The organism is Streptomyces sp. NPDC056061 (genome assembly GCF_042266885.1).
Classification (GTDB): Bacteria; Actinomycetota; Actinomycetes; order Streptomycetales; family Streptomycetaceae; genus Streptomyces.
The window spans coordinates 338,714-363,489 of record NZ_JBHJWQ010000002.1; the positions used below are offsets into that span (position 1 = coordinate 338,714).

Consider the following 24,776-nt stretch of genomic DNA (forward strand, 5'->3'; position numbering starts at 1 on the left):
CAACTGTTCGCTGGGAGCGCAAGGTCCGCAGTCCGCACAAGGGTTGTGGGCCACCGTACGCCACCGGCGGACGGGTCCGGACCACGGGGCGAAGCGGACGGGCTCCGGACGCTGTGCGTCCGGAGCCCGTCGTACGGATCGTGCGAGGCTCAGGCCTCGTTCTTCTCCGCGGCGGCCTCGGCCTTGTCGGCAGCCTCGGTCGCGGCCTCGACCACGGCCTCGGCGGAACCGTCGGCGGCCTCGACCGTCTCGATGGCCTCCTCGTCGTCCTCCAGGTCGACGACCTCACCGTTGGTGTCGACGACCTTGGCGGCCTCGACGACCACGGCCAGCGCCTTGCCGCGGGCGACCTCGCCGACGAGCATCGGCACCTGGCCGCCCTCGACGACGGCCTGGGCGAACTGGTCGGGGCTCATGCCGGAGGAGGCGGCACGGCGCATGAGGTGCTCGGTGAGCTCCTCCTGGTTGACGTTCAGCTTCTCCTTGTTGACGATCTCGTCGAGGAGGAACTGGGTCTTGATGCCCTTGACCGCCTGCTCGGAGGTCTCGGTCTCGAACTCCTCGGCGGTCTTGCCCTGGATCTCCAGGTACTTGTCGAGGGTCAGGCCCATCTGGCCGAGCTGGTGGTGCTCCAGGTTGTGCTTGCGGGTCTGGACCTCGTCCGCGAGCAGCTTCTCCGGGATCGGGACCTCGGCGAGCTTCAGCAGCTCCTCCAGGACGCGCTCCTGGGCCTGGGTGGCCTGCTCGTACTGCTTGCTGTCCGCAAGGCGCTTGCGGCTGTCCGCCTTCAGCTCGTCGAGGGTGTCGAACTCGCTCGCCATCTGGGCGAACTCGTCGTCCAGCTCGGGGAGCTCACGGGCGGCGACGGCGCTCACCTTGACGGTGACCTCGGCCTCCTTGCCGGCGGCCGAGCCGCCCTTCAGCTCGGAGGTGAAGGTGGCCTCGCCACCCGCCTCCAGGCCGGTCACGGCGGCGTCGATGCCGTCGAGCAGCTCGCCGGAACCGATGGTGTACGAGACACCCTCGGCCACGCCGTCCTCCAGGACCTCGCCGTCGACCTTGGCCTGCAGGTCGATCGTCACGACGTCGCCCTCGGCGGCGGCGCGCTCGACCGGGTTGGTGGACGCGAAGCGCTCGCGCAGCTGCTCCACGGCCTTCTCGACGTCCTCGTCGCTGACCTCAAGGGCGTCGACGGTGACCTCGATGCCGGAGTAGTCCGGAATCTCGATCTCGGGGCGTACGTCAACCTCGGCGGTGAAGGCCAGCAGCTCGCCGTCCTTCAGCTCGGTGATGTCGACCTCGGGCTGGCCGAGGACGTTGAGCTCACCCTCGTTGACAGCCTCGGTGTAGAACTTCGGGAGCGCGTCGTTGACGGCCTCCTCCAGCACAGCACCGCGGCCGAACCGCTGGTCGATGACCCGCGCGGGGATCTTGCCCTTGCGGAAGCCCTTCACCGTGACCTGCTGGTTGATCTTCTTGTACGCCGCGTCGAGGCTGTCCTTGAGCTCCTCGAAGGGCACCTCGACAGTGAGCCGAACCCGGGTCGGGTTCAGGGTCTCCACGGCGCTCTTCACGGTTCGGTCTCCTTGTGGCTGACTTCTTGGGGTTCTGCTCCGCCGCACGGGGCGGCTTCGCGGACCGAGCCCGGTACATCAGACACACGGGCACGCATTTTGCATAGTAACGGCAAGGAGACGGACTCCCACAATGCGCTCCCGCCGGTGGTCGTGATCCCGCCGGAACGGTCCGCCGATGCCGCCGGAGCGGGTTCCCGTCCCTGTCGGACGGGTCCGCATTCCTGCCGATTCCTGCCGGTTGGGTCCGTGGTCCTGCCGTTGGTCGGGGTGGCCGGATTCGAACCGACGACCTTCCGCTCCCAAAGCGGACGCGCTACCAAGCTGCGCCACACCCCGTCGGTGCGACACGTAGGGTACATGCAGTCGGCCGGTGCATCGGCCGCTTCGTACGAGCGGCACGGCGAGTGGCACGAAACGCGACCGGGCGATCGCGGATCGGGTGTGCGGGCGGCCCCCGCGACCCGCTACGATGCTTCTCGTGCCGCCGGTCACCGGACCTGCGGTGCGGTGCTTGCGGGCGTAGCTCAATGGTAGAGCCCTAGTCTTCCAAACTAGCTACGCGGGTTCGATTCCCGTCGCCCGCTCCATGCCTGGGCCCGGTTCGGCGAACTGCTCGTCGAACCGGGCCCTTTGCGTTCCGTTCACGTTGTGTGCCGTTCGCTTCCCGCGCCCTTCGCGGACCACGCCGCAAACACCGCCGTCGCGCACGACGCGGCCGGGCGAACCGGTCGCACCGCCGCGGCGGGCTGCGCGCCCTGCACGGGCGCCGGGCGGGTCAGAAGCTGATCTGGTTGATGGTATGCGCTATGGAGTCCATGAACTTCTGGATCGTCGGCGCCATCCCCGTCGATGCCAGGAAGAAGCCGAAGAGCGCCGCGACGATCGCGGGCCCGGCCTTTATGGAGCCGCCTCGGATCATGACCACCAGGACGATCGCCAACATCAGCACCACGGACAGCGAAATGGCCACAACTGATCACACCCTCGGTCGGTTCGCCTTGCCGGCCCGGAGGCATGCGGCCGAGCACCCCTCCGTTCGGTCCATCGTGCCACCAACTGCCCGGTGACCGCTGCCGCGTGACGAATCGACGTGACGGGATCACGCCATCCTTGCGCGCCCCGCGCGACTCCGTGCGACCCCACGTGCGCCCGGGGCACCCGGTCGGACGACGGGCGTGATCGGCCCGCCGCCGCTCCGCACCCCCGACCGCGGACGGCGAATCTTTCTGTGAGCGACCTGTGAATCAATAAGTCACAACAACCTATCGCCATGAGAGTTTCCACATCCGCACACGTTATTCACATGCAATCCCCAGACGTGCACGCAGCGAAATCGGCACCCCTGCAACACCCTCCGTTATGCCCCATTCAAGGTGATTAATCCGGGCATAACGGTCAGCTGTTCACGGTTTCGGGTCTGATTGGACGCGAACATTCAATAACCGGAGGCGGTTTTACGAATTTCGATCGATGCGTCTATGGTGCTTTAGATGTTCCACGCTCCGAACGTATTTCAGAGGGCCCCGCTCCCGTCGGCGACCCGGGAGTCGGAGCCCAGACACCGAGGGCCGCTGCCCACCGCCGAGGCACCACCCGCAACGGCTGGGAACAAGCCTCCGACGGCCGTCCCGGCAAGGAAACGGGACGCCTACTTCGACAACGCCAAATATCTCGCCATCGTTCTGGTGGCGATGGCGCACGCATGGGAACCGGTGATGGAGGGAAGCCGGACCACCCGCGCGTTGTACATGGTCGCGTACACCTTTCACATGCCCGCGTTCATCATCGTCTCCGGCTATTTCTCGCGCTCGTTCGACATGTCGGCCGCCAAGGTGAAACGCCTGGTCACCGGAGTCGCCGTGCCCTATGTGGTGTTCGAGACCGCGTATTCGCTGTTCAAGCGGTACGCGGACGACTCGCCCGGTCAGCCGATCAGCCTGACCGACCCCTGGTATCTGACCTGGTTCCTGATCGCGCTGTTCATCTGGCGGATCACCACTCCGTTGTGGCAGTCGCTTCGGCATCCGCTTCCGGTGGCGTTGGTCGTCGCCGTGCTCGCCTCTTTCTCGCCGACGATCGGTGACGATCTCGATCTCCAACGAGTGCTGCAGTTCCTGCCGTTCTTCGTGCTGGGCCTCCGGCTGAAGCCCGAACACTTCGAGCTGGTACGCCGACGCGAGGTGCGCATGGCCGCCCCCGCGGTCTTCGCCTCCGCCCTGGCGGCCGCCTACTGGCTGGCGCCGCGGATGCAGTTGGGCTGGCTCTACCGCAGCAACAGCGCGCAGGAGATGGGCGCCCCGTGGTGGTCCGGCGCGGTGATGACGCTGCTGCTGTTCGGCTGCGCGCTGCTGCTCAGCATCGCCTTCCTGTCCCTGGTTCCGCGCCGCCGCACCTGGTTCACCGTCCTCGGCGCCGGAACGATCTGCGGCTATCTGCTGCACGGATTCCTGGTCAAGGGCGCCGGATATGCCGGGGTGTTCGACGCCGAACCATGGCTGTCGGCGCCCGTCGGTCTGGTCGTCGTCTCCCTCGTCGCGGCCGCCGCGGTGACGCTGATGTGCACGCCGCCGGTACGACGGGCGCTGCGCCCGGTGACCGAGCCGGAGATGAACTGGGCGTTCCGGCGGGACACCACCCGTCGCTGAGCCCGCCCGGAACGCCGTGGGGCCGCCTGCCGGTCCGTACGCGGATCGGCGGGCGGGCCCCGTGCGGGACGGGCGTCGGGCCCGTGCCGACCGGCCCGTGGGGACCGGCGTGGGTCCCGTGCGGCTCGGCCCGCGGGGACCGGAGTGGGTGCCGTGCGGATCGGTGTCCGGTCAGTCTTTCGCCGTGTTGGCTTGAATCGATCGCTCGACGGGCGATTCACCAGGGGTGAGACCGAGAAGACTCCGCACATGCGCATACTTCTCGGCCAGCCGGGTACGCGTCGCCGGTTCCAGCACGGCGAGACGTGCCGGGTCGGCGTTGTGCGCCAGGTCGGACTCCTTGACGAGCAGGGCGCCCGGGGTGTCGAGGATGCGGCGGGTGTAGGCGGGAAGGTCCTCGCCCGCACGCTTGGTGACGGCGAGGACCATGTCCTTGACCTGTTGCGGCAACGCGGCGCCGACCAGCCATTCCTCCGTCAGCGCCGCGTCCTCGACGGCATCGTGCAGCCAGGCGGCGGCGATCTGGTCGTCGCTGCCTCCTCTGGTCCGGACGCCCTCGGCGACGGCGGCGAGGTGTTCGGTGTACGGGCGTCCCGCCTTGTCCCGTCGACCGGCGTGGGCCGTGCGGGCGATGGCCTCGATTTCGGCCAGGTCGAGGTTGCTGCGTGGCGTGGTCATGCCCCGACTGTACGGGCGACCGCCCGACCCATTCCGCGGTCGGGCGGTCGGTCCGCTCCCGCGGTCGGTCCGTGCTACGGGCGGGCGGCCGCCCCGCGCAGGGCCGCCCGGGCCGGGATCAGCGCGGCGGCGAGCCCGAGCACGACCGTCGCGGCGACGAAGGTCCCGTACAGCAGCGGCGGGATGTAGGGGGATTCGCCGGTCAGTCCCCTCATCATCGGGTTCAGCGTGGCCAGCGCGATGGCCGTGCCGAGCCCGACCCCGGCGACGGTGACGAGCAGCGCCTCCCAGCGGATCATGCCCAGGACCTGGCGTCGGGTGGAGCCGACGAGACGGAGCATGATCAGCTCGCGCCGACGGTCGAGGACGGTCATCACCAGGGTGTTGACGGCGGCGACGGCGGCGAATCCGCCGAGGACCGCGGCCATGACGGTGTTGGCCCAGGCGCCGAACTCGCGGTCCTTGTCCTGCGCGGCGGCGTAGCCGGAGGCGTCGGTGACGGTGCCGAGCGCGGCAAGTTTCCGTGCGGCGTCGGGGGTGCCCCGCACCAGCAGCTCGGAGGCGTACGGCGTGCTGACGCGGCCCTCGAGGTCGGCGGCGGGAAGGGTGACGAGGCTGGTGCCCTGGCCGCGGCCGTAGACGGCGACGATCTTCGGCGATGCCTCGGTGCCGTCCGGGAGGTGCACCGTGAGGCGGTCGCCGGTCCTGCGGTCCGCGGAGTCGGCGAGGGTGGTGTCGATGGCCACGGTGCCGGGGCGCAGACTGCCGAGCGAGCCGGACCGGACGTCGAGGTCCTGGACCTTGCTCAGGGCGTCGCCGGTGCCGATGAGGCCCTGGGCGGGGGCGCTCTGCAGCATGCGTGTTTCGCCCGAGCCGACGGGCACCAGGACGGAGGTGCGGAGCAGGCCGACGGCGGTGGAGACGCCGGGGACGGCGGCGGCCCGGTCGGTGGCGTCGGAGGCGAGTCCCGCGGGGGCGGTGACGACGTGGTCGGCGGTGATGGCGTCGCGCTGCTGGTGGGCGGTCACCCGTTCCTGGCTGGTCTGCATGAACACGAGCGTGGAGGCGAAGGCCATGGCGAGCACGATCGGGGTGATCGCGGAGGCGAGTCGCCGGGAGTTCGTACGGGAGTTGGCGGCGGCCAGCGAGCCGGCGGCGCCCGCGGCACGCAGCGGGAGTCCGATGGCCGCGGCGCAGATCCGGGCGATCAGCGGCCCGAGCAGACCGACGGCGAGCATGAAGAGCATGACGACGCCGAGTGCGGCGTTCGCCGCGTCCTCGCCACCACTGGCGCCCGCGACACCGGCCAGGGCGATGCCGCCGATGAGCGCGACGATGCCGAGCGGGGTGCGGATCCAGCCGTACGGCGGCTGTTCCACGGCGGACTGGGCGAGGGCGAGTCCGGGCTTGATCCTCGCGGGGCGGCGGGCGGCGAAGTACCCGGCGCCGAGCGCGGTGAGCATGGTGGTGGCGGTGGCGACGGCCAGCGGCAGCACGGACACGTGCAGCTCGACGGCTTCGGGGATGGCGCCCTTGTCCCGGAGCTGTCCGAACCACCAGTGGGCCAGGGCGGTTCCGGGCAGGCAGCCGATCAGTCCGGCGAGCGGGGCGATGAGCAGGGATTCGGTGGCGATGGTGCGGCGCAGCTGGCCGGGGGTGGCGCCGATGGCGCGCAGCATGGCGAACTCGCGGCTGCGCTGGCCGACGGAGAGGGCGACCGTGCCGGCGGCGGTGAAGACGGCGACCATGGTGGCGACGCCGCCGAAGGAGCCGCCGAGTCCTATGAGGAGTTCCTCGGCGCCCGCGAGGTTCGGGTCCTCGACTCCGCCGCGGCCGTCGCCGGTGTGGACCCGGGCCCCGGCCGTGTGGCCGATGCTCTCGCGGACCTGGTCGGCGAGGGTGCCCGTGGCGGTGCCCGGTGCGGCGAGCACGGCGATGGCGTCGACCCGGCCGGGGTGGCCGGAGAGCTTCACGGCCTCGCGGTCGGCGAACCAGACGGTCGCGTCGGTGCCGGTGGTGCCCGCGATCCGGAACGTCTTCGCGCCCGCGGGGGTGTCGAGGGCGATGGTGTCGCCGACCCGGCCCCCGGTCCCGGTGGGGAGAACGACCTCGCCGGTGCGGGGGGCTTCGCCGGTGAGCAGCCGGGTGCCGGTCAGGGCGGTGGAGGCCCAGCCGTGGGCGGTGAGGGGGGTGCCGTCGTGGCGTACGGAATAGGCGACGTCTCCGATCGCGGTGGCGGCGCCGGGTGCCGAGGCGGCTTTGCCGACCAGTGATTCGGGGAGGCGTGCGGTGTCGGGCACGAGCGCACCCACATCGGACTCGCTCTCGCCGTGGCCGATGATCAGGTGGACCTTCTGGTCGGCGGCGACCACGACAGGGGCCTTCGCATAGCGCTCCGCGGGGACGGAGGCGCGCAGACCGGTCTCCAGCAGGATGCCGCAGGCGGAGACGATGGCCGCGGCCAGCAGGAGGGCGACGAAGGTCCCGGCGAACGACGCGGGTTTGAAGCGAACGGCCGCGCGGGCGAGGCCGTTGGGGACGCGCGGGGTGAACATCAGGCTGCTGCTCCTGCGTGAGCGGGGGTGCCCGCGGTGGTGTGCGCGGGGACCGAGGTGGTCAGCGCGGTGAGCCGGGCGGCGATCTGCGCGACGTCGGAGCGCGGCAGGCGGTCCGCGATCGCCCCGTCGGCGAGGAAGAGGACCTGGTCGGCCCAGGCCGCGGCGGCCGGGTCGTGGGTGACCATGACGACGGTGGCGCCGAGGCTGTCCACCGCGTGCCGGAGCAGTCCGAGGATCTCGGCGGCGGTGGTGGTGTCGAGTGCGCCGGTCGGCTCGTCGGCGAAGATCACGTCGGGGCGGGTGATCAGGGCGCGGGCGACGGCGACGCGCTGCTGCTGGCCGCCGGAGAGCTGGCCGGGGCGTCGGCCGCCCTTGTCGCCGAGGCCGACCGCGGTGAGCATCTCGGCGGCGGCGCGGCGGCTGCGGGCGGTGCCGGTGCGCTGTCCGGCCAGGCGCATCGGCAGCAGGACGTTCTGCTCGACGGTGAGCGACGGGAGCAGGTTGAACGCCTGGAAGACGAAGCCGAGGCGGGTGCGGCGCAGTTCGGTGAGCCGGTTCTCGTTCATCCCGGTGATCTCGGTGCCGCCGAGGCGGACGGAGCCTGCGGTGGGGCGGTCGAGGCCGGCCGCGCACTGCAGGAAGGTCGACTTCCCGGAGCCGGAGGGGCCCATGACCGCGGTGAAGCCGGCGCGCGGGAGGGCGAGGTCGATGCCGCGCAGCGCGTGCACGGCGGAGCCGCCGCGGCCGTACTGCCGACTGACGCCGCGCAGTTCGACCGCGTGGTCCGGGTGACCGGGCCGCCGGTGGACGTCCGCCGCGTACTGCCCCTGCGCGCCCTGCTTGGTGCGTCGCAGCCCCATGATGTCCGCCTTCCGTTGTTCGCCGACCGGTCTTCCGGCCCGTTCGTCGTCCGGTCCTGCGCCGGTGATTCGAACGTACGGATTGCGGGTGGGCGCGGACCATGGCGACTGCTGGCGGATCGGGGGTGGGGAAAACCCCATGAGGAGCCGGGGGCCGAGCCGCTCGGACCGGGAACGACGGCCGGCTCGCGAGACGGCGCGGCGGAGCCGCAGGGGGCACGAGGGCGCGGGGCACGTGGCAGCGTCCGGTCACTCCCGGAGGCCCAGGAGCGGCCACGGGAACGGGCACCATAGTTGCAACGTCAATCGTTCGGTAAACTAATTACTGACGATTTCTTGACGCGCTCTTGACCCAACAAAGGATCAGGCTCATCGGACACGCAGACACGCTCATCGCCATGGGCGGCGCCTTTCTCGCCGCCGCCGTTCTCGCCCGCGTCGGCAGCCGCATCGGACTGCCGACGATCCCCCTGTTCATCCTGGCCGGAATCCTGCTCGGCCCGCACACCCCGGGCATCGTGCTCGTCGCCGACCCGCACGAGCTGGAGATGCTCTCGGCGCTCGGCCTGGTGCTGCTGCTCTTCTACCTCGGCCTCGAATTCCATCTCGACGACCTCAAGACCGGCGGCCGCAAGATGGTCGTCGCGGGCTCCGTCTACCTGGCACTGAACGTCGGGGCCGGGCTCGGCTTCGGCTTCGCACTGGGCTGGGGCACCTCGGAGGCCCTGGTCATGGCCGGGGTCATCGGCATCTCCTCGTCGGCCATCGTGACCAAGATCCTCGTCGACACGAAGCGCCTGGCCAGCCCGGAGACGAAGACCATCCTGGGCATCATCGTGGTCGACGACATCTTCCTGGCCCTCTACCTCGCCGGGCTGCAGCCGGTCCTGTCCCACTCGGACAGCCTGGGCGCCGCGGTGCTCGACGGGGGCAAGGCGTTCGCCTTCCTGCTGCTGCTGGCGCTCACCGCCCGGTTCGGCACGAAGCTCATCAGCAAGGTCATCCACACCCAGGACGACGAACTGCTCGTCATCTCCTTCCTCGGGGCCGCCGTCTTCGTGGCCGGGGTCTCCGAGTGGTTCGGGGTCGCGGACGCGATCGGCGCCTTCATGGTGGGACTGATGCTCGGCAGCACGACGTCGGGCAAACGCATCCTCACCCTGGTCCACCCGCTGCGCGACGCCTTCGGGGCGATCTTCTTCTTCGCCTTCGGACTCTCCATCAACCCCGGTGACCTGCCGGGCGTGATGTGGCCGGTGCTGGCCGCCGTGGTGCTGACCGTGGCCATGAACGTGCTCTCCGGCATGGTCTCGGCACGGGTCTACGGATTCGGCGCGCAGGCCGCGGCGAACATCTCCACCACCCTGACGGCCCGCGGCGAGTTCGCGCTGATCCTCGCCACCATGGCCGCGGGCGCCGGACTCGACGAGCGGCTCCCGCCGTTCATCGCCGGATACGTACTCGTCCTCGCGGTCCTGTCGCCGCTGGCCGCCGGGCGGTCGCACTGGCTGGCCCGCTTCCTGCCGGGCGGACGGGGCCGGAGTGAGGGCAGTGGCAGCGACGACGGGACGAAACAGGTCTCGGTCCCGGCCTGAGACCACGTGACGCCCGGTCGCCCGGGGGATGCCGGGCCCTGGTCCGCCTCGGGGAGGTTCCCGCGCCGACGGTGCGGTCGCCTCCCCGCATGCCGTTCCCCCGCGCTTCCCCGGTATGTCCCCGAGAGCCCTGTCCGCCGCGACGGACGCGGGTACGGCACGGGCGGTACGGGCAAGCGCGTACGGTACGGGCGGTACGGGCAAGCGCGTACGGTACGGGCGGTGCGCGCCGACGGGGTCAGGCGCTGCGCGACAGCAGCAGCAACGCCCGGTCGTCGTTGACGTCCTTGGCGCACGCCTCGATCAAATGCCAGGCCGCGCCCTCGAAGCCGGTGGCGACATAGCGGTCGGCCTCGCCGGTCAGCCGGTCGATGCCCTCCTCGATGTCGCGGTCGGACGCCTCCACCAGGCCGTCGGTGAACAGCATCAGCACGTCGCCGGGGCCCAGCGAGCCCTTCACGGCGTCGAACTGCGCCCCGTCGTACACCCCGAGCAGCGGCCCCTCCGCGGCCTTCTCCTCCCACCGGCCGCTGCCGGAGTGGAGTTGCAGGGCCGGCGGGTGTCCGGCGGAGAAGAGTTCGTAGTCGCCCGATTCGAGGTCGAGGACCAGATGGATCGAGGTGGCGAAGCCCTCGTCCCAGTCCTGCCGCAGCAGATAGCCGTTCGCCGCCGGGAGGAAGCCGTGCGGCGGCAGCGAGCCGAGGAGGCCGCCGAAGGCGCCGGACAGCAGCAGGGCACGCGATCCCGCGTCCATGCCCTTGCCGGAGACATCGGTGAGCACGGTTTCCATGGTCCGGCCGCCGTTGGTGCAGGCGGCGACGACGAAGTCCCCGGAGAAGGACTGACCGCCCGCCGGGCGCAGTGCCATCTCGCAGTGCCAGCCCTGCGGCAGCCGGGGCAGGGCGCTCTGCACCCGGATGCGTTCGCGCAGGTCGAAGAGCATGGTGCTGCCGCGCCGCCACGGCACGCCGACCCTGGCCCGGAACTGTGCGAGGACCAGCCCGAAGAGGCCGCAGGCGGCGACCACCAGGACGATGCCGGGCGTCACCGTGCCGGGGCCGTCCTGGTACGGGCCGAGCCCCAGCGACTCCACGATCAGGGCCGCGGCGGCGGCCGAGTACAGGCCGAGCAGGCTCGCCGGACGCAGCAGCAGACCGCCCGCCACGATGGGCAGACCGAGCGCCGCCGGGGAGAACCACAGCGGCTCCAGCAGGGTGGCGCAGGTGATGGCCGGAACGGTGAGCAGCAGTCCGGCCAGCGCGATCCAGTCGGCCCCGTCGCCACGGAAGTAGTCGACCCCGGATTTGCGCAGCGCGACGCGCGCCCGGTGCACCGATTTCCTCAATCGGGCCGGGTACGTGTCTGCTCCTGCGCGACGGGCCATTGCGGGGACCCTATCCACCCGAGGCCGCCAGGTGGAGGGGGACCCCGTGACAATGCGTTCGAAATCGGGTCGACCAGGTGCTGCACCCCTGGTAGGCATGGGTCATGACTACCGAGCTCCGTGTACTGCGACCGTCCGAGTGGAACCAATGGTTCGAGTGTCTGGAACTCGCGTTCGGCGGGGTGGCGGAGCCACCGGAGCAGCGCGAGCTCGATGAACAGCTGACCGAGCATGAGCGGTCGCTCGGCATCTGGGACGGCTCCGACGTCGTCGCCACGTCGGGGGCGTTCAGCTTCCGGGTCGCCGTACCCGGGGGGACGCTGGTGCCCGCCGCCGGGGTGACGATGGTGAGCGTCGCCGCCACGCACCGCAGGCGCGGGCTGCTGACCTCGATGATGCGCCGCCAGCTCGACGACGTCCGGGCGCTCGGCGAGCCGCTCGCCGTGCTGACGGCGTCCGAGCCGGTGATCTACGGCCGATTCGGGTACGGCGCGGCCACCCGCCAGATGTCGCTGGTGATCGACACGGACCGGGTGCGGCTGACGGTGCCGGACGGCACCGACGCGGTGCGGCTGCGCCACGCGAAGCCGGACGAGGCGACGGCCGCGTGCGAGAGCGTGTACGACCGGCTGGTCGCCGGTCGGCCCGGCACACCGGCCCATGGGCCCGGCTGGGAGCGGAAGTCGATGGTCGACCCGGTGAGCGCGCGGGAGGGCGGCTCGGCCCAGCAGTGCGTACTGGCGGAGGTGGACGGCGAGGTCGTCGGCTATGTGACGTATCGCATCAAGCCCGAGTGGGACCTCTCCGGCCCCAAGGGCACGGTGCGGATCGGCGACCTGGCGGCGCTGGATCCGGCGGCGTACGCGGCGCTGTGGCGGTTCGTGTTCGACATCGACCTGACGTCGACCGTCGAGGCGCGCAACCGGCCGGTCGACGACGCGGTGCTGCACCTGGTGTCGGACGTGCGGCGGTGCGGCATCCGGATCCGGGACTCGCTCCACGTGCGGCTGGTGGAACTGGGCGCGGCGCTGGAGGCGCGGACGTACCAGGCCCCGGTGGACGTGGTGTTCGAGGTGGAGGACGCGTTCTGCCCCTGGAACGCGGGGCGTTGGCGGCTCACCGGTGACGCGAAGGGGGCCGCGACCTGTCGGCGGACCGAGGACGCCGCCGATCTCGCGCTCACGGTGCGGGAGCTGGGCTCGGCCTACCTGGGCGGCGAGTCGCTCACCGCGCTGGCGGGGGCCGGCAGGGTGCGGGAACTGCGGCCCGGCGCGCTGGCGGAGGCGTCGCGGGCGTTCGCCTCGGACGTCGCGCCCTGGCTGCCGCAGGGGTTCTGACACCCCGACCGCGTCCCGGAGAGAAACCCTGGGGGGCTGACACACCGGCCGTCCCGGAGAGAGCCCCTGGGGGCTGATGCCCGACCGCGCCCCCGGGACCGACCGCGCCCCCGGGACCGACCGCGTCCCCGGGACCGGTGGCGGCCCCGGGACCGGTGGCGGCCCCGGACCGTCGGAGCGGCGTTCAGACCCGCTGGCAGTCCGGGCACCAGAAGAGGTTGCGGGCGGCGAGATCGGCGGTGCGGATCTCGCCGCCGCAGATGTGGCAGGCCTGCCGGGCCCGACGGTAGACGTACACCTCGCCGCCGTGGTCGTCGACGCGCGGCGGGCGGCCCATCGCCTCGGGCATGTGCTCGGGCCGGACCGTGTCGATCCGGTTGTTGCGCACGCCCTCGCGCATCAGCACCACCAGATCGGCCCAGATCGCGTCCCACTCCGCGCGTCGGAGGTCCTTGCCCCGGCGGTACGGGTCGATGCCGTGCCGGAACAGGACCTCCGCGCGGTACACGTTGCCGACCCCCGCGATGACCTTCTGGTCCATCAGCAGGGCCGCGACGGTGATACGGCTGCGGGAGATCCGCCGCCAGGCGCGCTCGCCGTCCTCGTCGGTGCGCAGCGGGTCCGGGCCGAGGCGGTCGTGTATCGCGTCCTTCTCGGGCTCGGTGATCAGCGCACAGGTGGTGGGGCCGCGCAGGTCCGCGTGGTGGTCGTCGTTCACCAGGCGCAGCCGGACCGTGTCGGTGGGCGGCGGGGCCGGGGCCGGGCCGAAGCCGAGCTTGCCGAAGAGGCCCAGGTGGATGTGGACCCAGCCGGTGTCCCCGAAGCCGAGGAAGAGGTGCTTGCCGTGGGCGTCGACGCCGGTGAGCGTCCGGCCGTCGAGCAGTGCGGCGCCGTCGGAGAACTTGCCCTGCGGGCTGCTGACCCGCACCGGCCGCCCGGCGAACCTGTCCCGGTGGTCCGCCGCGAGGCGGTGGATCGTATGTCCCTCGGGCACTCCGGCGGCTCTCCTCGATGGCGTGCGGACGTGGTGACGTGCGTAAATGCCTGTGCCGCCGGGGGCACCGGCGGCACAGGGGTGGGCGTGTGTCAGCCCTGCTGCGGGTGGTGGTCCGGGATCGGCGGGAGCTCGCCGGTCGTCTCGTACGCGGTCAGCATCTCGATGCGGCGGGTGTGGCGCTCCTCGCCGGAGTACGGGGTGGCGAGGAAGACCTCGACGAACTTGGTGGACTCCTCCACCGAGTGCATCCGGCCGCCGATGGCGACCACGTTGGCGTTGTTGTGCTCGCGGCCCAGAGCGGCGGTCTGCTCGCTCCAGGCGAGCGCGGCACGCACGCCCTTGACCTTGTTGGCGGCGATCTGCTCGCCGTTGCCGGAGCCGCCGATCACGATGCCGAGGCTGTCCGGATCGGCGGCCGTCCGCTCGGCGGCACGCAGGCAGAACGGCGGGTAGTCGTCCTGGGCGTCGTAGATGTGGGGACCACAGTCGACGGGCTCGTGGCCATGGGCCTTCAGCCACTCGACGAGGTGGTTCTTGAGTTCATAGCCGGCATGGTCCGAGCCGAGGTACACGCGCATGTTCCGAGTGTGGCACGAGCGTCGCCGGGTAGCCGTCATCGGGGTCTGGACCCTCCGGCCGGCCCGCCCGACGGGCGGCGGGAGCCGCGTGCGGGCTTCCTGTACGGGTGCCGTGTGGTCGACGCCACTCGGACAAATGCGGAAGAAGGGGTTCCGCTTTTGCGGTCCGGCGGGCTTCAATGCATCACTCGCTGCCGCACCCCACTCCGGCGGCGAGTCACGCACCGCGTGATCCGAGAACGTAAGGATTCGATCCATGACGTCGCAGACGACTCTGGCCGAGCCGGGCCACCAGCCCGAGAAGCCGGACCGGCCGAACGAGCCGGACACAACGGGCTCATCCGACGGACTCCAGGCAGGGCTCAAGAACCGTCATCTCTCGATGATCGCCATCGGCGGGGTGATCGGCGCGGGCCTCTTCGTGGGCTCCGGCGCCGGTATCGCCGCCGCGGGACCGGCCATCCTGCTGTCCTACGCCCTGGTCGGCCTGATGGTCGTCTTCGTGATGCGGATGCTCGGCGAGATGGCCGCGGCCCGCCCCAGCTCCGGCTCCTTCTCCGCCTACGCCGACCAGGCGCTGGGCCGCTGGGCCGGTTTCTCGATCGGCTGGCTGTACTGGTTCTTCTGGGTCGTGGTGCTCGCCGTCGAGGCGACGGCGGGTGCCAAGATCCTGGAGGGCTGGGTGCCGGGCGTCCCGCAGTGGGCGTGGGCGCTGATCGTGATGGTCGTACTGACCGCGACGAACCTGGTCTCGGTCGGCTCGTACGGCGAGTTCGAGTTCTGGTTCGCCGGGATCAAGGTGGTGGCGATCGGCGCCTTCGTCGCCATCGGGCTGCTCGCCGTCTTCGGGGTGCTGCCGGGCTCGGACAACCCCGGCTCCGGTTTCGCCCACCTCACCGACACCGGCGGGTTCTTCCCCCAGGGGCCCGGCGCCATCCTCACCGGTGTGCTGATGGTCGTCTTCTCCTTCATGGGCAGTGAGATCGTCACGCTGGCGGCCGGTGAGTCCGAGAACCCGCAGCGCGCCGTCCAGAAGGCCACCAACAGCGTGATCTGGCGGATCGCCGTCTTCTACCTGGGCTCGATCTTCGTCGTGCTCACCCTGCTGCCGTGGAACGACGAGTCGATCGTGAAGGACGGCAGCTACGTCGCCGCCCTCAACTCCATCGGCATTCCGCACGCCGGCCAGGTGATGAACGTCATCGTTCTGACCGCCGTGCTGTCCTGCCTGAACTCCGGTCTCTACACCGCCTCGCGGATGGCGTTCTCGCTCGGTGGCCGCGGGGACGCGCCCAGGGCCTTCGCGCGGGTGAACAAGCGGGGGGTGCCGCAGGCGGCGATCCTCTCGTCCGTCGTCTTCGGCTTCGTCGCCGTGTTCTTCAACTACCAGTGGCCCGACACCGTCTTCCAGTTCCTGCTGAACTCCTCGGGTGCGGTCGCCCTGTTCGTCTGGCTGGTCATCTGCTTCACGCAGCTGCGGATGCGCGGCATGATCCTGCGCGAGTCGCCGGAGAAGCTGGTCGTGCGGATGTGGCTCTTCCCGTATCTGACCTGGGCGACCATCGCGATGATCTCGTTCGTCCTCGTCTACATGCTGACCGACGACGGCGGACGCGAGCAGGTGCTGCTCTCCCTGCTCGTCGCGGCGCTGGTGGTGACGGTCTCGCTGGTGCGCGAGGCGCGGCGGCGCAGGACCGCGTCCGAGGGCGCCGCGCGGGAGCCGCGCGCCTGAGAGCCTGTCGGGTGACCTCTGACCGGGCGGCCACGTCCTGGCACGCACGCTTCCGGCGTTGCCGACATGACCGAGTAGCTCCGCTACTGGGCCCTCCCGGCGCCTTGGAATCGCACGCACCATGCCGCGTCCGCTTTCCGATCGATGGCCACCCGACAGGCTCTGAGCCGGGAGCGGAACGCACAAGCGGCTCGCCGGTCCCCTGCGACGGGACCGGCGAGCCGCTTCGACGAGTGGCGGGGGCGCGGACGTCAGCCCCGGCGTCCGGCCAGCTTCCAGGCCGTCGGCAGCGCGCCCATCGCGAGGGCCGCCTTCAGCGCGTCACCGACCAGGAACGGCACCAGACCGGCCGCGACCGCGGCGCTCATCGACATGCCGGTGGACAGCGCCAGGTACGGGACGCCGACCGCGTAGATGATCGCGGAGCCCAGCACCATCGTGCCCGCGGTGCGCAGCACGGAGCGGTCGCCGCCGCGCCGGGCGAGGGCTCCGACGACGACCGCGGCGAGCAGCATGCCCAGGACGTAGCCGAACGACGGGAAGCCCATCCCGGACCTGGCCTCGGCGAACCACGGCATGCCCGCCATGCCGGCGAGCGCGTACACGGCGAGGGAGAGGAAGCCGCGGCGGGCGCCCAGCGCGGTGCCGACGAGGAGCGCGGCGAAGGTCTGGCCGGTGACGGGGACCGGGGAGCCGGGGACCGGGACGGCGATCTGGGCGGCGATGCCGGTGAGCGCGGCGCCCCCGAGGACCAGGGCCGTGTCGACGGCGTAGCGGTGGCGGGCGGCGGGCAGCAGGTCGGCGAGGACCGCTCCGGTGCGGGCAGGGGCGGCAGCAGTGCTCATCGGGACTCCGCAGGGTGAGTGAGGGCAGGTGGGGACAGACTGGACCTGACGTTAGCCCACGGGTTAACGGTCGATCACCGTCAGCGGCTGACAAAGCGGCGGCCGGAGCGTTGGTGGGGTCCGAACAAAGACCGTCGGGCAATCATGCAGTGGCGTGATGCTTGTCACGGTGGCGAGGGCGGTTCGACCAGCGCTTTACTCACAGCGCACGGACCGGAGGGACTGTAGGGTCCTGCCAAATTCACCGTCCGGGCCCAGGGAGGACATCCTGCGGCGTCGTCATGTACCCGGATGTACACCTTGTGTGAGCATCGTGCCCGTATAGCGGACAGTGGTTCCCCGCGAACGGCGTGCCTGCTCAGACTGTCCGCGCAGGCCCTCCCCCACGCCTCCCCTACCGAACAGAGTTCGCCCATGTCCCGGACCCCCGCGTCTCCCCCCGCCGACTCCGCGGCCGACTCCGCAACCGAATCCGCGGCCGTCGCACCGCCCGGCCCACCCGCCACCGGCCCGGCCTCCGGTGCCGACTCGGCCCTCACCCACGGGCTCAAGCAGCGCCATCTCTCGATGATCGCCCTCGGCGGCGTCATCGGCGCCGGGCTCTTCGTCGGCTCCGGCGCGGGCATCGCCGCCGCCGGTCCCTCGATCGTCGTCGCGTACGCCGTCTCCGGGCTGCTGGTCATGCTCGTGATGCGGATGCTCGGCGAGATGTCGGCCGCGAATCCGGCGTCCGGATCCTTCTCCGTCCACGCGGAACGGGCGATAGGGCCGTGGGCGGGGTTCACCGCGGGCTGGGCGTTCTGGGTGCTGCTCTGCGTCGCCGTCGGGCTGGAGGGCATCGGCGCGGCGAAGATCGTCACCGGGTGGCTGCCCGGCACGCCGGAGTGGGCCTGGGTCGCGCTGTTCATGGTGGTCTTCCTGGGCACGAACCTGGCGTCGGTGACGAAGTTCGGCGAGTTCGAGTTCTGGTTCGCCGCGCTCAAGGTCGCGGCGATCACCCTGTTCCTGGTCCTGGGCGTGCTGGCGATCCTCGGGGTGCTTCCGGGCACGGACGCCCCCGGCCTCACCCATCTGAACGGGGAGGGCGGCTTCCTGCCGAACGGCGGCGAGGGCCTGGTGATCGGACTGCTCGCCTCGGTCTTCGCGTACGGCGGTCTGGAGACCGTCACGATCGCCGCCGCCGAGTCGGAGAATCCGGTGCGGGGTGTCGCCGGGGCGGTGCGCACGGCGATGTGGCGGATCGCGCTGTTCTATGTCGGCTCGATGGCCGTCGTGGTGACGCTGGTGCCGTGGGACGACCCGAAGGTCGTGGACGTCGGCCCGTTCTACGCGGCCCTGGACGGTCTCGGGATCGGCGGTGCCGCGCAGATCATGAACGTGGTCATCCTGATCGCCCTGCTGTCCGCGATGAACGCCAACATCTACGGCGCCTCGCGCATGGCCTGTTCGCTGGTCTCCCGGGGGCAGGGGCCGCGGCGCCTGGGCCGGATCTCCTCCGGTGTCCCGCGCACGGCCGTCCTGGTCTCGTCCGTGTTCGGCTTCGTGTGCGTGCTGCTCAGCTACTGGCGCCCGAACGACGTCTTCCCGTGGCTGCTCAACATGATCGGCGCGGTGATCCTCGTCGTCTGGATCTTCATCGCCGTCTCCCAGCTGATCCTGCGCGGCAGGCTGCGGCGCGAGGCACCGGAGAAGCTCGTCGTGCGGATGTGGCTCTTCCCGTACCTGACGGTACTGGCGATGCTGGCGATGGGCGGGATCTTCGTCCTGATGCTGTTCCAGCCCGACACCCGCGACCAGTTGGTGGCGACCGGTGTCATGACCGCCGTGCTGACCGTCGTCGGTGTCGTGCGGCAGCGGCGCCGGGCGCCCGTCAGGGACTGAGGGCGAAACCTCCGGCGGCGCGGGAGGGATCGGGGACGCACGGCATGTTGAGCGAGAGCAGTTCGCCGCCCCGCTCCCCGATCCGCAGCTCGCTGACCGCAGTGTTCCGCAGCTTCGGGAACACCCGGCGGTAGGAGCCCAGCGGAATCGACAGCAACTCGCAGAGCACCAGGCGCAGCAGGCTGTTGTGGGCGACGACGAGGACCCGCTGCCCCGGGTGGCCGTCCGCGATCCGACGCAGCGCCATCGTCCCCCGGGCCGCCGCCGTCCTGGGGTCCTCGGCCCCGGGGAAGGGGTGGACCACCGGGTCGGCGCGGTATGCCTCGGCCCGCTCCGGCTGCTCGGCCGCGAACTCCGCGAAGGTGCGCCCCTCCACCGCGCCGAAATCGCATTCCCGCAGGTCGGGTTCGCGCCGGGGAACGAGACCGAGGGCCCGGCAGGCCGGTTCGGCCGTCTCGATCGCACGGCCGAGCGGCGACGTCCAGATCGCGTCGACCGGGTGCCGGGCCGCCCACTCGCCCAGTTGCCTGGCCTGGCGGCGCCCCTCGTCGGTGAGCGCGATGTCGCTGATCCCGGCGTAGCGTTTCTCCGCGTGCCAGACGGTCTGCCCGTGGCGGACGAGCAGCAGCAGGGCCGGGCTCCGGGTCATGACGTCTCCGTTCGGATGCGGGCGCGGGCGGACTGCGGACCGCACGCCCGGTGAAGGTCAGCCTGCCGTCCGTCCGGACGCCGAGCAGGTCGAGGTAATCCAGGCAGTCGCGTTCCAGTCTGCCCGTGCCGGTCGGCAGGGCCGTCCGGCGCCCGGCCCCGTCGGCGGGCTCGCCGGACAGGAAGCCGGTGGCCCCGGGGCGCGACGAGGGGGAAGCGGGTGCCCGTCCCGGCGAGGGGTACGCCACACCCCCGCGCCGGTTCGCGCCCGCGGGCCGGGGCGTCCGGCAGGGCCGGCTCCGCGCCGGGAAGGACGGCGATCAGCGCGCCGCCACCCACCCCCGACACGCCACCCACCCCCGACACGCCGCCCTCCCCCGACACGCCGCCGGGCATCCGGCGGCCGTCCGGGGCCCGGCGGCCGTGAACGGCCCCGGCCCGGTCCGCCACCGGCGACGAGGCAACCCGCTTCCGGACCGGCGTCGTGCCGAGCGGCGAGTTCCGGTCGCCCACCATGGGCGTGTCGGCGGCGATCTGCGCCGCGCACCCCCATCCGGCTTCGACTTCCGCCCCGCTTCCGGGCGCACCGACACGAGGCCGGGCCTAAGACGAATGACTGATCACCATCGATCACCCCTGCTGCTAGCCTGCTCTTGCATATTGATTGCAATAACAACAGGGCAGCAGCTGGAGGGTTCGAACCATGGCCACGTACACGCTTCCGGAACTCCCGTACGACTACGCGGCGCTCGAACCGGTCATCAATCCGCAGATCATCGAGCTCCACCACGACAAGCACCACGCCGCGTACGTGAAGGGCGCGAACGACACCCTGGAACAGTTGGAGGAGGCGCGCGACAAGGGCGCCTGGGGGGCGATCAACGGGCTCCAGAAGAACCTGGCGTTCCACCTCTCCGGCCACATCCTGCACTCGATCTACTGGCACAACATGACCGGTGACGGCGGCGGCGAGCCGCTCGCGGCGGACGGCGTCGGCGATCTCGCGGACGCGATCACGGAGTCGTTCGGCTCCTTCGCCGGTTTCAAGGCCCAGCTGACGAAGGCCGCCGCCACCACGCAGGGTTCCGGCTGGGGCGTCCTGGCGTACGAACCGGTCAGCGGCAAGCTGATCGTCGAGCAGGTCTACGACCACCAGGGCAACGTCGGCCAGGGCTCCACCCCGATCCTGGTCTTCGACGCCTGGGAGCACGCCTTCTACCTCCAGTACAAGAACCAGAAGGTCGACTTCATCGACGCCATGTGGGCGGTCGTCAACTGGCAGGACGTGGCGAAGCGCTACGCGGCCGCCAAGGAGCGCGCCGACGTGCTGCTGCTCGCCCCCTGACCGGGAGGCGCGTGAACGTCCTGCCTCGTGATCGTCTTCTCAACCTTCACCGGGCAGGCGGATGAAGGGAGAACCCCCGCCAGGACGTGACTGGCGGGGGTTCTTCTTGTCGTGGTGCCGTCGCGCGACGGGGCGACCGCCGCGCGACGGACCGGACCGGGCTCGGCACGACACGAGAGGCGGGCTCGGCGCGACGGGCACGGCGCGCGACACGACAAGCACGACACGACGAGCACAACACGACGAGCACAACACGACGGGCACGACACGACGGGCACGGCACGACACGACGGGCACGGCTCGGCGGGCACGGTGCGACGGGCGGGCTCGGCACGTGACCGATCCGTGCGGCCGATGAGGGCTCAGGCCCGGCTGGGGGCGTGTTCCAGCAGAGTCCTCAGCACCTGGTCGGCATGCGTCCAGAGCACCGACCCGCCCGCGTCCGGCACCAGGTGCCGGACCGCGCCCGGGATGCGCGCAGTGAGACCGGCGCCCAGGTCGGGCGAGTGACTGGTGTCCTTCTCCCCGTACCAGAGGTCGACGGGTACGGCGATGTCCGACAGGGCGATGTCCCACCGGCCCATGGCCAGCGCGGTGTCCCGGGCATAGCCTGCGGCGGCCCCCTGCGCGAATGCCTCGTCCAGGGCGCGGCGGTAGGCCGAGGCGAAGTCCGGCCGCTGGTAGACGGCGAGATCGCACGCGGGGCTGTGGGACATGACCATGTCCCACATGGCCTGCGCGGTGAATCCGGCGAAGACCTTCTCGGCGGCGGCCGGGTCGGACACCGCGAGGTCGACAAGGCCCCGCAGGTCGTCCGGGAGCGCGTCGGAGAAACGCGGCTCGGCGACCTCGTCCGCCCCGGAGACCACCGCGAGTGCGCCGACCACCCCGGCGGCGGCGCAGGCCAGGGCGAAGGGCGCCCCCTGCGAGTTGCCGACCATCAGCGGCCGGTCCAGTCCGCGCCGGGCGGAGAACGCGCGGATGTCCTCGACGAAGTCGCCGAAGGTACGGCCCGGCAGCGGCGAGGAGGCCCCGAGGCCGGGTCGGTCGAAGGAGATCAGCCGGACGCCGAACCCGTCCACGACACCGTCACCGAATCCGAGGTGCCGACTGGTGGCGGCCCCCGGCGACAGCAGCACCGGCACCCCGTCCTGCGGACCCCACTCGGCCCAGCCCAGCAGCCGCCCTCCCGCAAACTCTTCCGTACCGATACGAACCGGGTCGTTCACGCGCAAATCCATGGATCCGATCATGCACCGGTCCGCGCGGCGGCGTCGAACGACTTTCCGGCAGACGCCGGAACGAACAACTTCGGACGGCCCAGAGGCCGGATGGCTGCCCAAGGGCGCCACGAAGAGCCCGGCGCGCGGCGAAAAGTCCCCACGTCCCACCTCGCGCCTTCGTGGAGAGTGTCCGCATCTTCATGAACTCCATGCCCGACCCCTGAGACCGGCTTGCCGTCCGCCGGATTCGGTTCAGGGGCTGTCCCGGCATCCGTGATGGGCCGGCGCACGGTGCCGAATCCGGTGCGTCGCGAGGCGGAGGGTCGCCCTCACATGTCCCCCGCATACGCCCCCGTATACGGACGGTCCGGCGACACGGCGAGATACCGCTGCTGTCGTCGGATGCCCGCCGGGGCAGCCTTTAGGCTGCTCGGCAGGCAGGCGACGGGGGGGAACGCATGACATGGGACGAGTGGGAGCGGATCAAGGCCGACGCGTCCACGCGGCAGGCCACGTCGACGCAACTGAACCAACTTGCCCCGGCCGCGGGAGGAGGTGTCAACGCCCCGGACCTGGCCTCCTGCCCGGCAGCGAAGAAGGCCGCGGCGAAGGCGATCGGGCAGGATCTGGAACCCGGTGTGGCACGGGACGGCAGGCACGCGGCCGAGCAGATGAACACCACCGTCAAGGAGTTCGGGCCGAAGGACGGTTACGGCTGGGACACGTCCGGCGCGCTGAAAAGAGCGCACAAGACCTGGGAGAGCCAGGTCAAGATGCTGCTCGGCCGCCTGGCTTCCGAGAAGGCGCTGCTGAGCGAGACCGGCGCGGGATTCCGGAGCAACGACCTCGGCATCGCCGCACAACTGACCCGGCAGTCCCGGATCCACGGCGTCTGAGCAGGGGGAGTTGTGCCGACGTACCACGAAGTGATGAGTGCAGATCTGTCCGAACTCTCCACCGGAGCCGTCAAGTGGAAGGAAACAGCAGCCAAGTTCAAGAAACTCGCGGACCAGTACGAACGGGATGTCCACGGCATCTCGATCGACGATTCCTGGGTGGGCCTGAGCGCACAGGCAGCCAACGGCAGATTCACCGTCACCCTCAAGGAGATCCGGGGGGCGCACCAGGAGGCGAAGGCAATCGCCGAAATCCTGCGTGACGCGCACGCGGAACTCACCGACCTCCGGAAACGGGTCGAGGCGGTACGCGACGACGCCACAGGAGCAGGAATGCGCGTCTCGGACAGCGGCGTCGTCGCCTTCGACTCCACACGTCTCACGCAGAGCGAGCGCATGGCGTACGTCCATGACCCGTCCTTCCAGGAAAGCGCCCGCACCGCAGCGGACGAGTGGGCGCAGAGGCTCGCGCAAGCCGTGAAGGCGGTCTCCGAAGCCGACGACGGCATCCGTCTCGCCCTGGATGCCGCAGTTCTCGACTCCGACCTCATGGACGGCACTCTCAACGGTTTCAACCGGAAGGCCACGGCCGGCCCCTACCCCTCCCTGCAGGAGACCGGAAAGGCCGCCCACATGCCCAAGGCCCGCAAGGATGTGGCCAAGTGGTGGCGCGACCTGGACCCGGTGACCCGCGGCATCCTGCTCCAGGAACGGGGCGACGAGCTACGTGCGGCAGGAATCATGGATCCCCAGTACCAATGGCATGCCCCGGACCCCGGGTCGGGGCCGTTCGGCGTGGAAAAACCGACAGCACGGGACCTGAAGTACCACGCCTGGGCCATCGGTATCGCAGCGGCCGGTGATTTCGCCGGGGAAAACCAGGCGTCCCGCAACATGATGCATTATTTGGGCGGCACCGGCGAGCCGCTCGAACTCGACGTGAACAGCATGCTGCACGACGACGCCTCGTTCCGGTCCAACGCAGAACGCATGCACATCGCCGAATATCGGGATGAGTGGAACAGGAAAGCACTTAAAGAGTTCGAGAAGGCCGGGGGTGACAAGCTGATCTCCATGCCGGTGGAGACCGTACATTCCGGTGGAACTTTCACCGACGCCAGCTGGTTCCACGCTGTCGGGTCGCACGAGCAGAACATCTCGGGAATGGTGACGGTCGAACCTGGCGACGACGGAAGGCCCACGGTTTCCCTCGAATATCAGGTGAACGTTTGGGACCGCTACAACTGGGACAAGGGGAAGTCCACAGATTTTCCCGGAGGAATCGTCATCGAAGACAAGGACATGGGCCACCTCCACACCGTCGGCATCGCCCAGGAGTTCGACATGCGCGGCAGTAGCGCGACATTCACCCATGACCTGAGCAGCGACACATACCCCGCCATGAAACCCGACGTCCCGGGCCGGGCCGGAAGTCGCGGAGACGTCTCGCGAGGCGACGAGGGAAACCGATGAACAAACGACGCAGAACATTTGGCATCCTGATCGCCGTACTGATTTCCACCGCTCTCCTCACCTCCTGCTCCGCCAACAGCTCATCCCCCACCGTCCACCGAAGCACCTATCCGTACTGGAAAAAGGGCGCCGGAGCCACCGAAGCTGCAGCGTTCATGAAGGTGAAGATCCCTGAAGGGGCCACGGAGGTACGAGGTGCCGTCCAGGTCAACCCCCGGGAGGACAACTACATCCTCTCCTTCCGCACCGACAAAACCACCGCAACGCGCGCCGCGCAGGACCTGCGGTCCCCGAACCCGCCGGAACCATGGAAAGTAAACCCACTACCGCAATCCGAGCACTTCAGGCACCTCGGCCTTACTGAGCCGGAAACACTGAAAGGCGCTTTGCATGCCGGCGTCTGCCCTCCATGCGCCGAAGACAACCGAAGGCGCAACGTCGCCTGGATCGAGATCTACGTCGAAAACCTCGAATCCGACCGGGCCCGGGTGTACCTGCGCGCGTTCTGACCGCACTCCCGCACG

At 70.5% G+C, this 24,776-nt stretch carries 20 protein-coding genes and 2 tRNA genes; 10 read left to right on the forward strand and 12 right to left on the reverse strand.

Features of this window, described 5'->3' with window-relative positions; translation table 11 throughout:
* Window positions 1–149: 149 nt before the first annotated feature.
* Window positions 150–1,574: a trigger factor gene (gene tig, locus ACFC79_RS05550; RefSeq protein ID WP_376235546.1), complete on the reverse strand. Its 1,425-nt coding sequence runs from the start codon at window positions 1,572–1,574 to the stop codon at window positions 150–152.
* A 262-nt stretch (window positions 1,575–1,836) separates the two neighbouring features.
* Window positions 1,837–1,913 (reverse strand) — tRNA-Pro (locus ACFC79_RS05555).
* Window positions 1,914–2,090: 177 nt separating this feature from the next.
* Between ACFC79_RS05555 and ACFC79_RS05560 the strand changes: the two genes are divergently transcribed.
* Window positions 2,091–2,164 (forward strand) — tRNA-Gly (locus ACFC79_RS05560).
* Window positions 2,165–2,352: 188 nt separating this feature from the next.
* Here the strand turns inward: ACFC79_RS05560 and ACFC79_RS05565 are convergent.
* Entirely contained in the window at window positions 2,353–2,547 is a 195-nt protein-coding gene (locus ACFC79_RS05565; protein WP_376235548.1) for a hypothetical protein, read from the reverse strand.
* Between the two features lie 520 nt (window positions 2,548–3,067).
* Here ACFC79_RS05565 and ACFC79_RS05570 point away from each other — a divergent pair.
* On the forward strand, window positions 3,068–4,222 hold the full coding sequence (locus tag ACFC79_RS05570) for an acyltransferase family protein (protein WP_376235551.1): 1,155 nt from the start codon (window positions 3,068–3,070) through the stop codon (window positions 4,220–4,222).
* A 171-nt stretch (window positions 4,223–4,393) separates the two neighbouring features.
* On the opposite strand, the gene ACFC79_RS05575 is transcribed toward ACFC79_RS05570, so the two are convergent.
* The 3 genes from ACFC79_RS05575 to ACFC79_RS05585 all read right to left on the reverse strand — a co-directional run bounded on the left by ACFC79_RS05575 (window position 4,394) and on the right by ACFC79_RS05585 (window position 8,318).
* A complete protein-coding gene (locus ACFC79_RS05575; protein WP_376235554.1) occupies window positions 4,394–4,900 on the reverse strand; it encodes an HD domain-containing protein in 507 nt (168 codons plus the stop codon).
* Window positions 4,901–4,974: 74 nt separating this feature from the next.
* Complete coding sequence (locus tag ACFC79_RS05580) at window positions 4,975–7,455, reverse strand: FtsX-like permease family protein (protein ID WP_376235557.1); 2,481 nt, start codon at window positions 7,453–7,455, stop codon at window positions 4,975–4,977.
* Complete coding sequence (locus ACFC79_RS05585) at window positions 7,455–8,318, reverse strand: ABC transporter ATP-binding protein (protein ID WP_376235560.1); 864 nt, start codon at window positions 8,316–8,318, stop codon at window positions 7,455–7,457. The genes ACFC79_RS05580 and ACFC79_RS05585 overlap by 1 nt, the downstream gene beginning before the upstream one ends.
* Window positions 8,319–8,716: 398 nt before the next feature.
* Between ACFC79_RS05585 and ACFC79_RS05590 the strand changes: the two genes are divergently transcribed.
* Window positions 8,717–9,913, forward strand: coding sequence for a cation:proton antiporter (locus ACFC79_RS05590; RefSeq protein WP_376235562.1), 1,197 nt, complete (start codon window positions 8,717–8,719; stop codon window positions 9,911–9,913).
* Between the two features lie 238 nt (window positions 9,914–10,151).
* Here the strand turns inward: ACFC79_RS05590 and ACFC79_RS05595 are convergent, their stop codons facing one another.
* On the reverse strand, window positions 10,152–11,297 hold the full coding sequence (locus ACFC79_RS05595; protein WP_376235564.1) for a PP2C family protein-serine/threonine phosphatase: 1,146 nt from the start codon (window positions 11,295–11,297) through the stop codon (window positions 10,152–10,154).
* Between the two features lie 104 nt (window positions 11,298–11,401).
* Here ACFC79_RS05595 and ACFC79_RS05600 point away from each other — a divergent pair, with 104 nt between their 5' ends.
* Window positions 11,402–12,634: a GNAT family N-acetyltransferase gene (locus tag ACFC79_RS05600; protein ID WP_376235566.1), complete on the forward strand. Its 1,233-nt coding sequence runs from the start codon at window positions 11,402–11,404 to the stop codon at window positions 12,632–12,634.
* Between the two features lie 184 nt (window positions 12,635–12,818).
* Here the strand turns inward: ACFC79_RS05600 and ACFC79_RS05605 are convergent, their stop codons facing one another.
* The gene (locus ACFC79_RS05605; RefSeq protein WP_376235569.1) at window positions 12,819–13,628 is read right to left on the reverse strand and encodes an Fpg/Nei family DNA glycosylase; all 810 of its coding nucleotides are present in this window, start codon (window positions 13,626–13,628) and stop codon (window positions 12,819–12,821) included.
* Window positions 13,629–13,720: 92 nt separating this feature from the next.
* Window positions 13,721–14,209, reverse strand: coding sequence for a ribose-5-phosphate isomerase (locus tag ACFC79_RS05610; RefSeq protein WP_376235571.1), 489 nt, complete (start codon window positions 14,207–14,209; stop codon window positions 13,721–13,723).
* Between the two features lie 256 nt (window positions 14,210–14,465).
* Here ACFC79_RS05610 and ACFC79_RS05615 point away from each other — a divergent pair, with 256 nt between their 5' ends.
* Entirely contained in the window at window positions 14,466–15,941 is a 1,476-nt protein-coding gene (locus ACFC79_RS05615) for an amino acid permease (RefSeq protein WP_376235573.1), read from the forward strand.
* A gap of 251 nt (window positions 15,942–16,192) precedes the next feature.
* Here ACFC79_RS05615 and ACFC79_RS05620 read toward each other — a convergent pair whose 3' ends face one another.
* Complete coding sequence (locus tag ACFC79_RS05620; protein ID WP_376235575.1) at window positions 16,193–16,786, reverse strand: biotin transporter BioY; 594 nt, start codon at window positions 16,784–16,786, stop codon at window positions 16,193–16,195.
* Between the two features lie 414 nt (window positions 16,787–17,200).
* Here ACFC79_RS05620 and ACFC79_RS05625 point away from each other — a divergent pair, with 414 nt between their 5' ends.
* Complete coding sequence (locus tag ACFC79_RS05625) at window positions 17,201–18,667, forward strand: amino acid permease (RefSeq protein ID WP_376235578.1); 1,467 nt, start codon at window positions 17,201–17,203, stop codon at window positions 18,665–18,667.
* On the opposite strand, the gene ACFC79_RS05630 is transcribed toward ACFC79_RS05625, so the two are convergent.
* The gene (locus tag ACFC79_RS05630) at window positions 18,657–19,316 is read right to left on the reverse strand and encodes a histidine phosphatase family protein (protein WP_376235580.1); all 660 of its coding nucleotides are present in this window, start codon (window positions 19,314–19,316) and stop codon (window positions 18,657–18,659) included. The genes ACFC79_RS05625 and ACFC79_RS05630 overlap by 11 nt on opposite strands.
* Before the next feature lie 702 nt (window positions 19,317–20,018).
* Between ACFC79_RS05630 and ACFC79_RS05635 the strand changes: the two genes are divergently transcribed.
* Window positions 20,019–20,660, forward strand: coding sequence for a superoxide dismutase (locus tag ACFC79_RS05635; protein ID WP_376235583.1), 642 nt, complete (start codon window positions 20,019–20,021; stop codon window positions 20,658–20,660).
* Between the two features lie 362 nt (window positions 20,661–21,022).
* On the opposite strand, the gene ACFC79_RS05640 is transcribed toward ACFC79_RS05635, so the two are convergent.
* Window positions 21,023–21,901, reverse strand: coding sequence for an alpha/beta fold hydrolase (locus ACFC79_RS05640; protein ID WP_376235586.1), 879 nt, complete (start codon window positions 21,899–21,901; stop codon window positions 21,023–21,025).
* Window positions 21,902–22,341: 440 nt separating this feature from the next.
* Here ACFC79_RS05640 and ACFC79_RS05645 point away from each other — a divergent pair, with 440 nt between their 5' ends.
* Genes ACFC79_RS05645 through ACFC79_RS05655 form a run of 3 tightly spaced genes read left to right on the forward strand, consistent with a single transcriptional unit; the run spans window position 22,342 to window position 24,761 of the window.
* Complete coding sequence (locus ACFC79_RS05645) at window positions 22,342–22,779, forward strand: hypothetical protein (protein ID WP_376235589.1); 438 nt, start codon at window positions 22,342–22,344, stop codon at window positions 22,777–22,779.
* Window positions 22,780–22,812: 33 nt separating this feature from the next.
* Window positions 22,813–24,252: a hypothetical protein gene (locus tag ACFC79_RS05650; RefSeq protein WP_376235590.1), complete on the forward strand. Its 1,440-nt coding sequence runs from the start codon at window positions 22,813–22,815 to the stop codon at window positions 24,250–24,252.
* Complete coding sequence (locus ACFC79_RS05655) at window positions 24,249–24,761, forward strand: hypothetical protein (RefSeq protein WP_376235593.1); 513 nt, start codon at window positions 24,249–24,251, stop codon at window positions 24,759–24,761. The genes ACFC79_RS05650 and ACFC79_RS05655 overlap by 4 nt, the downstream gene beginning before the upstream one ends.
* The last annotated feature ends 15 nt before the right edge of the window (window positions 24,762–24,776 follow it).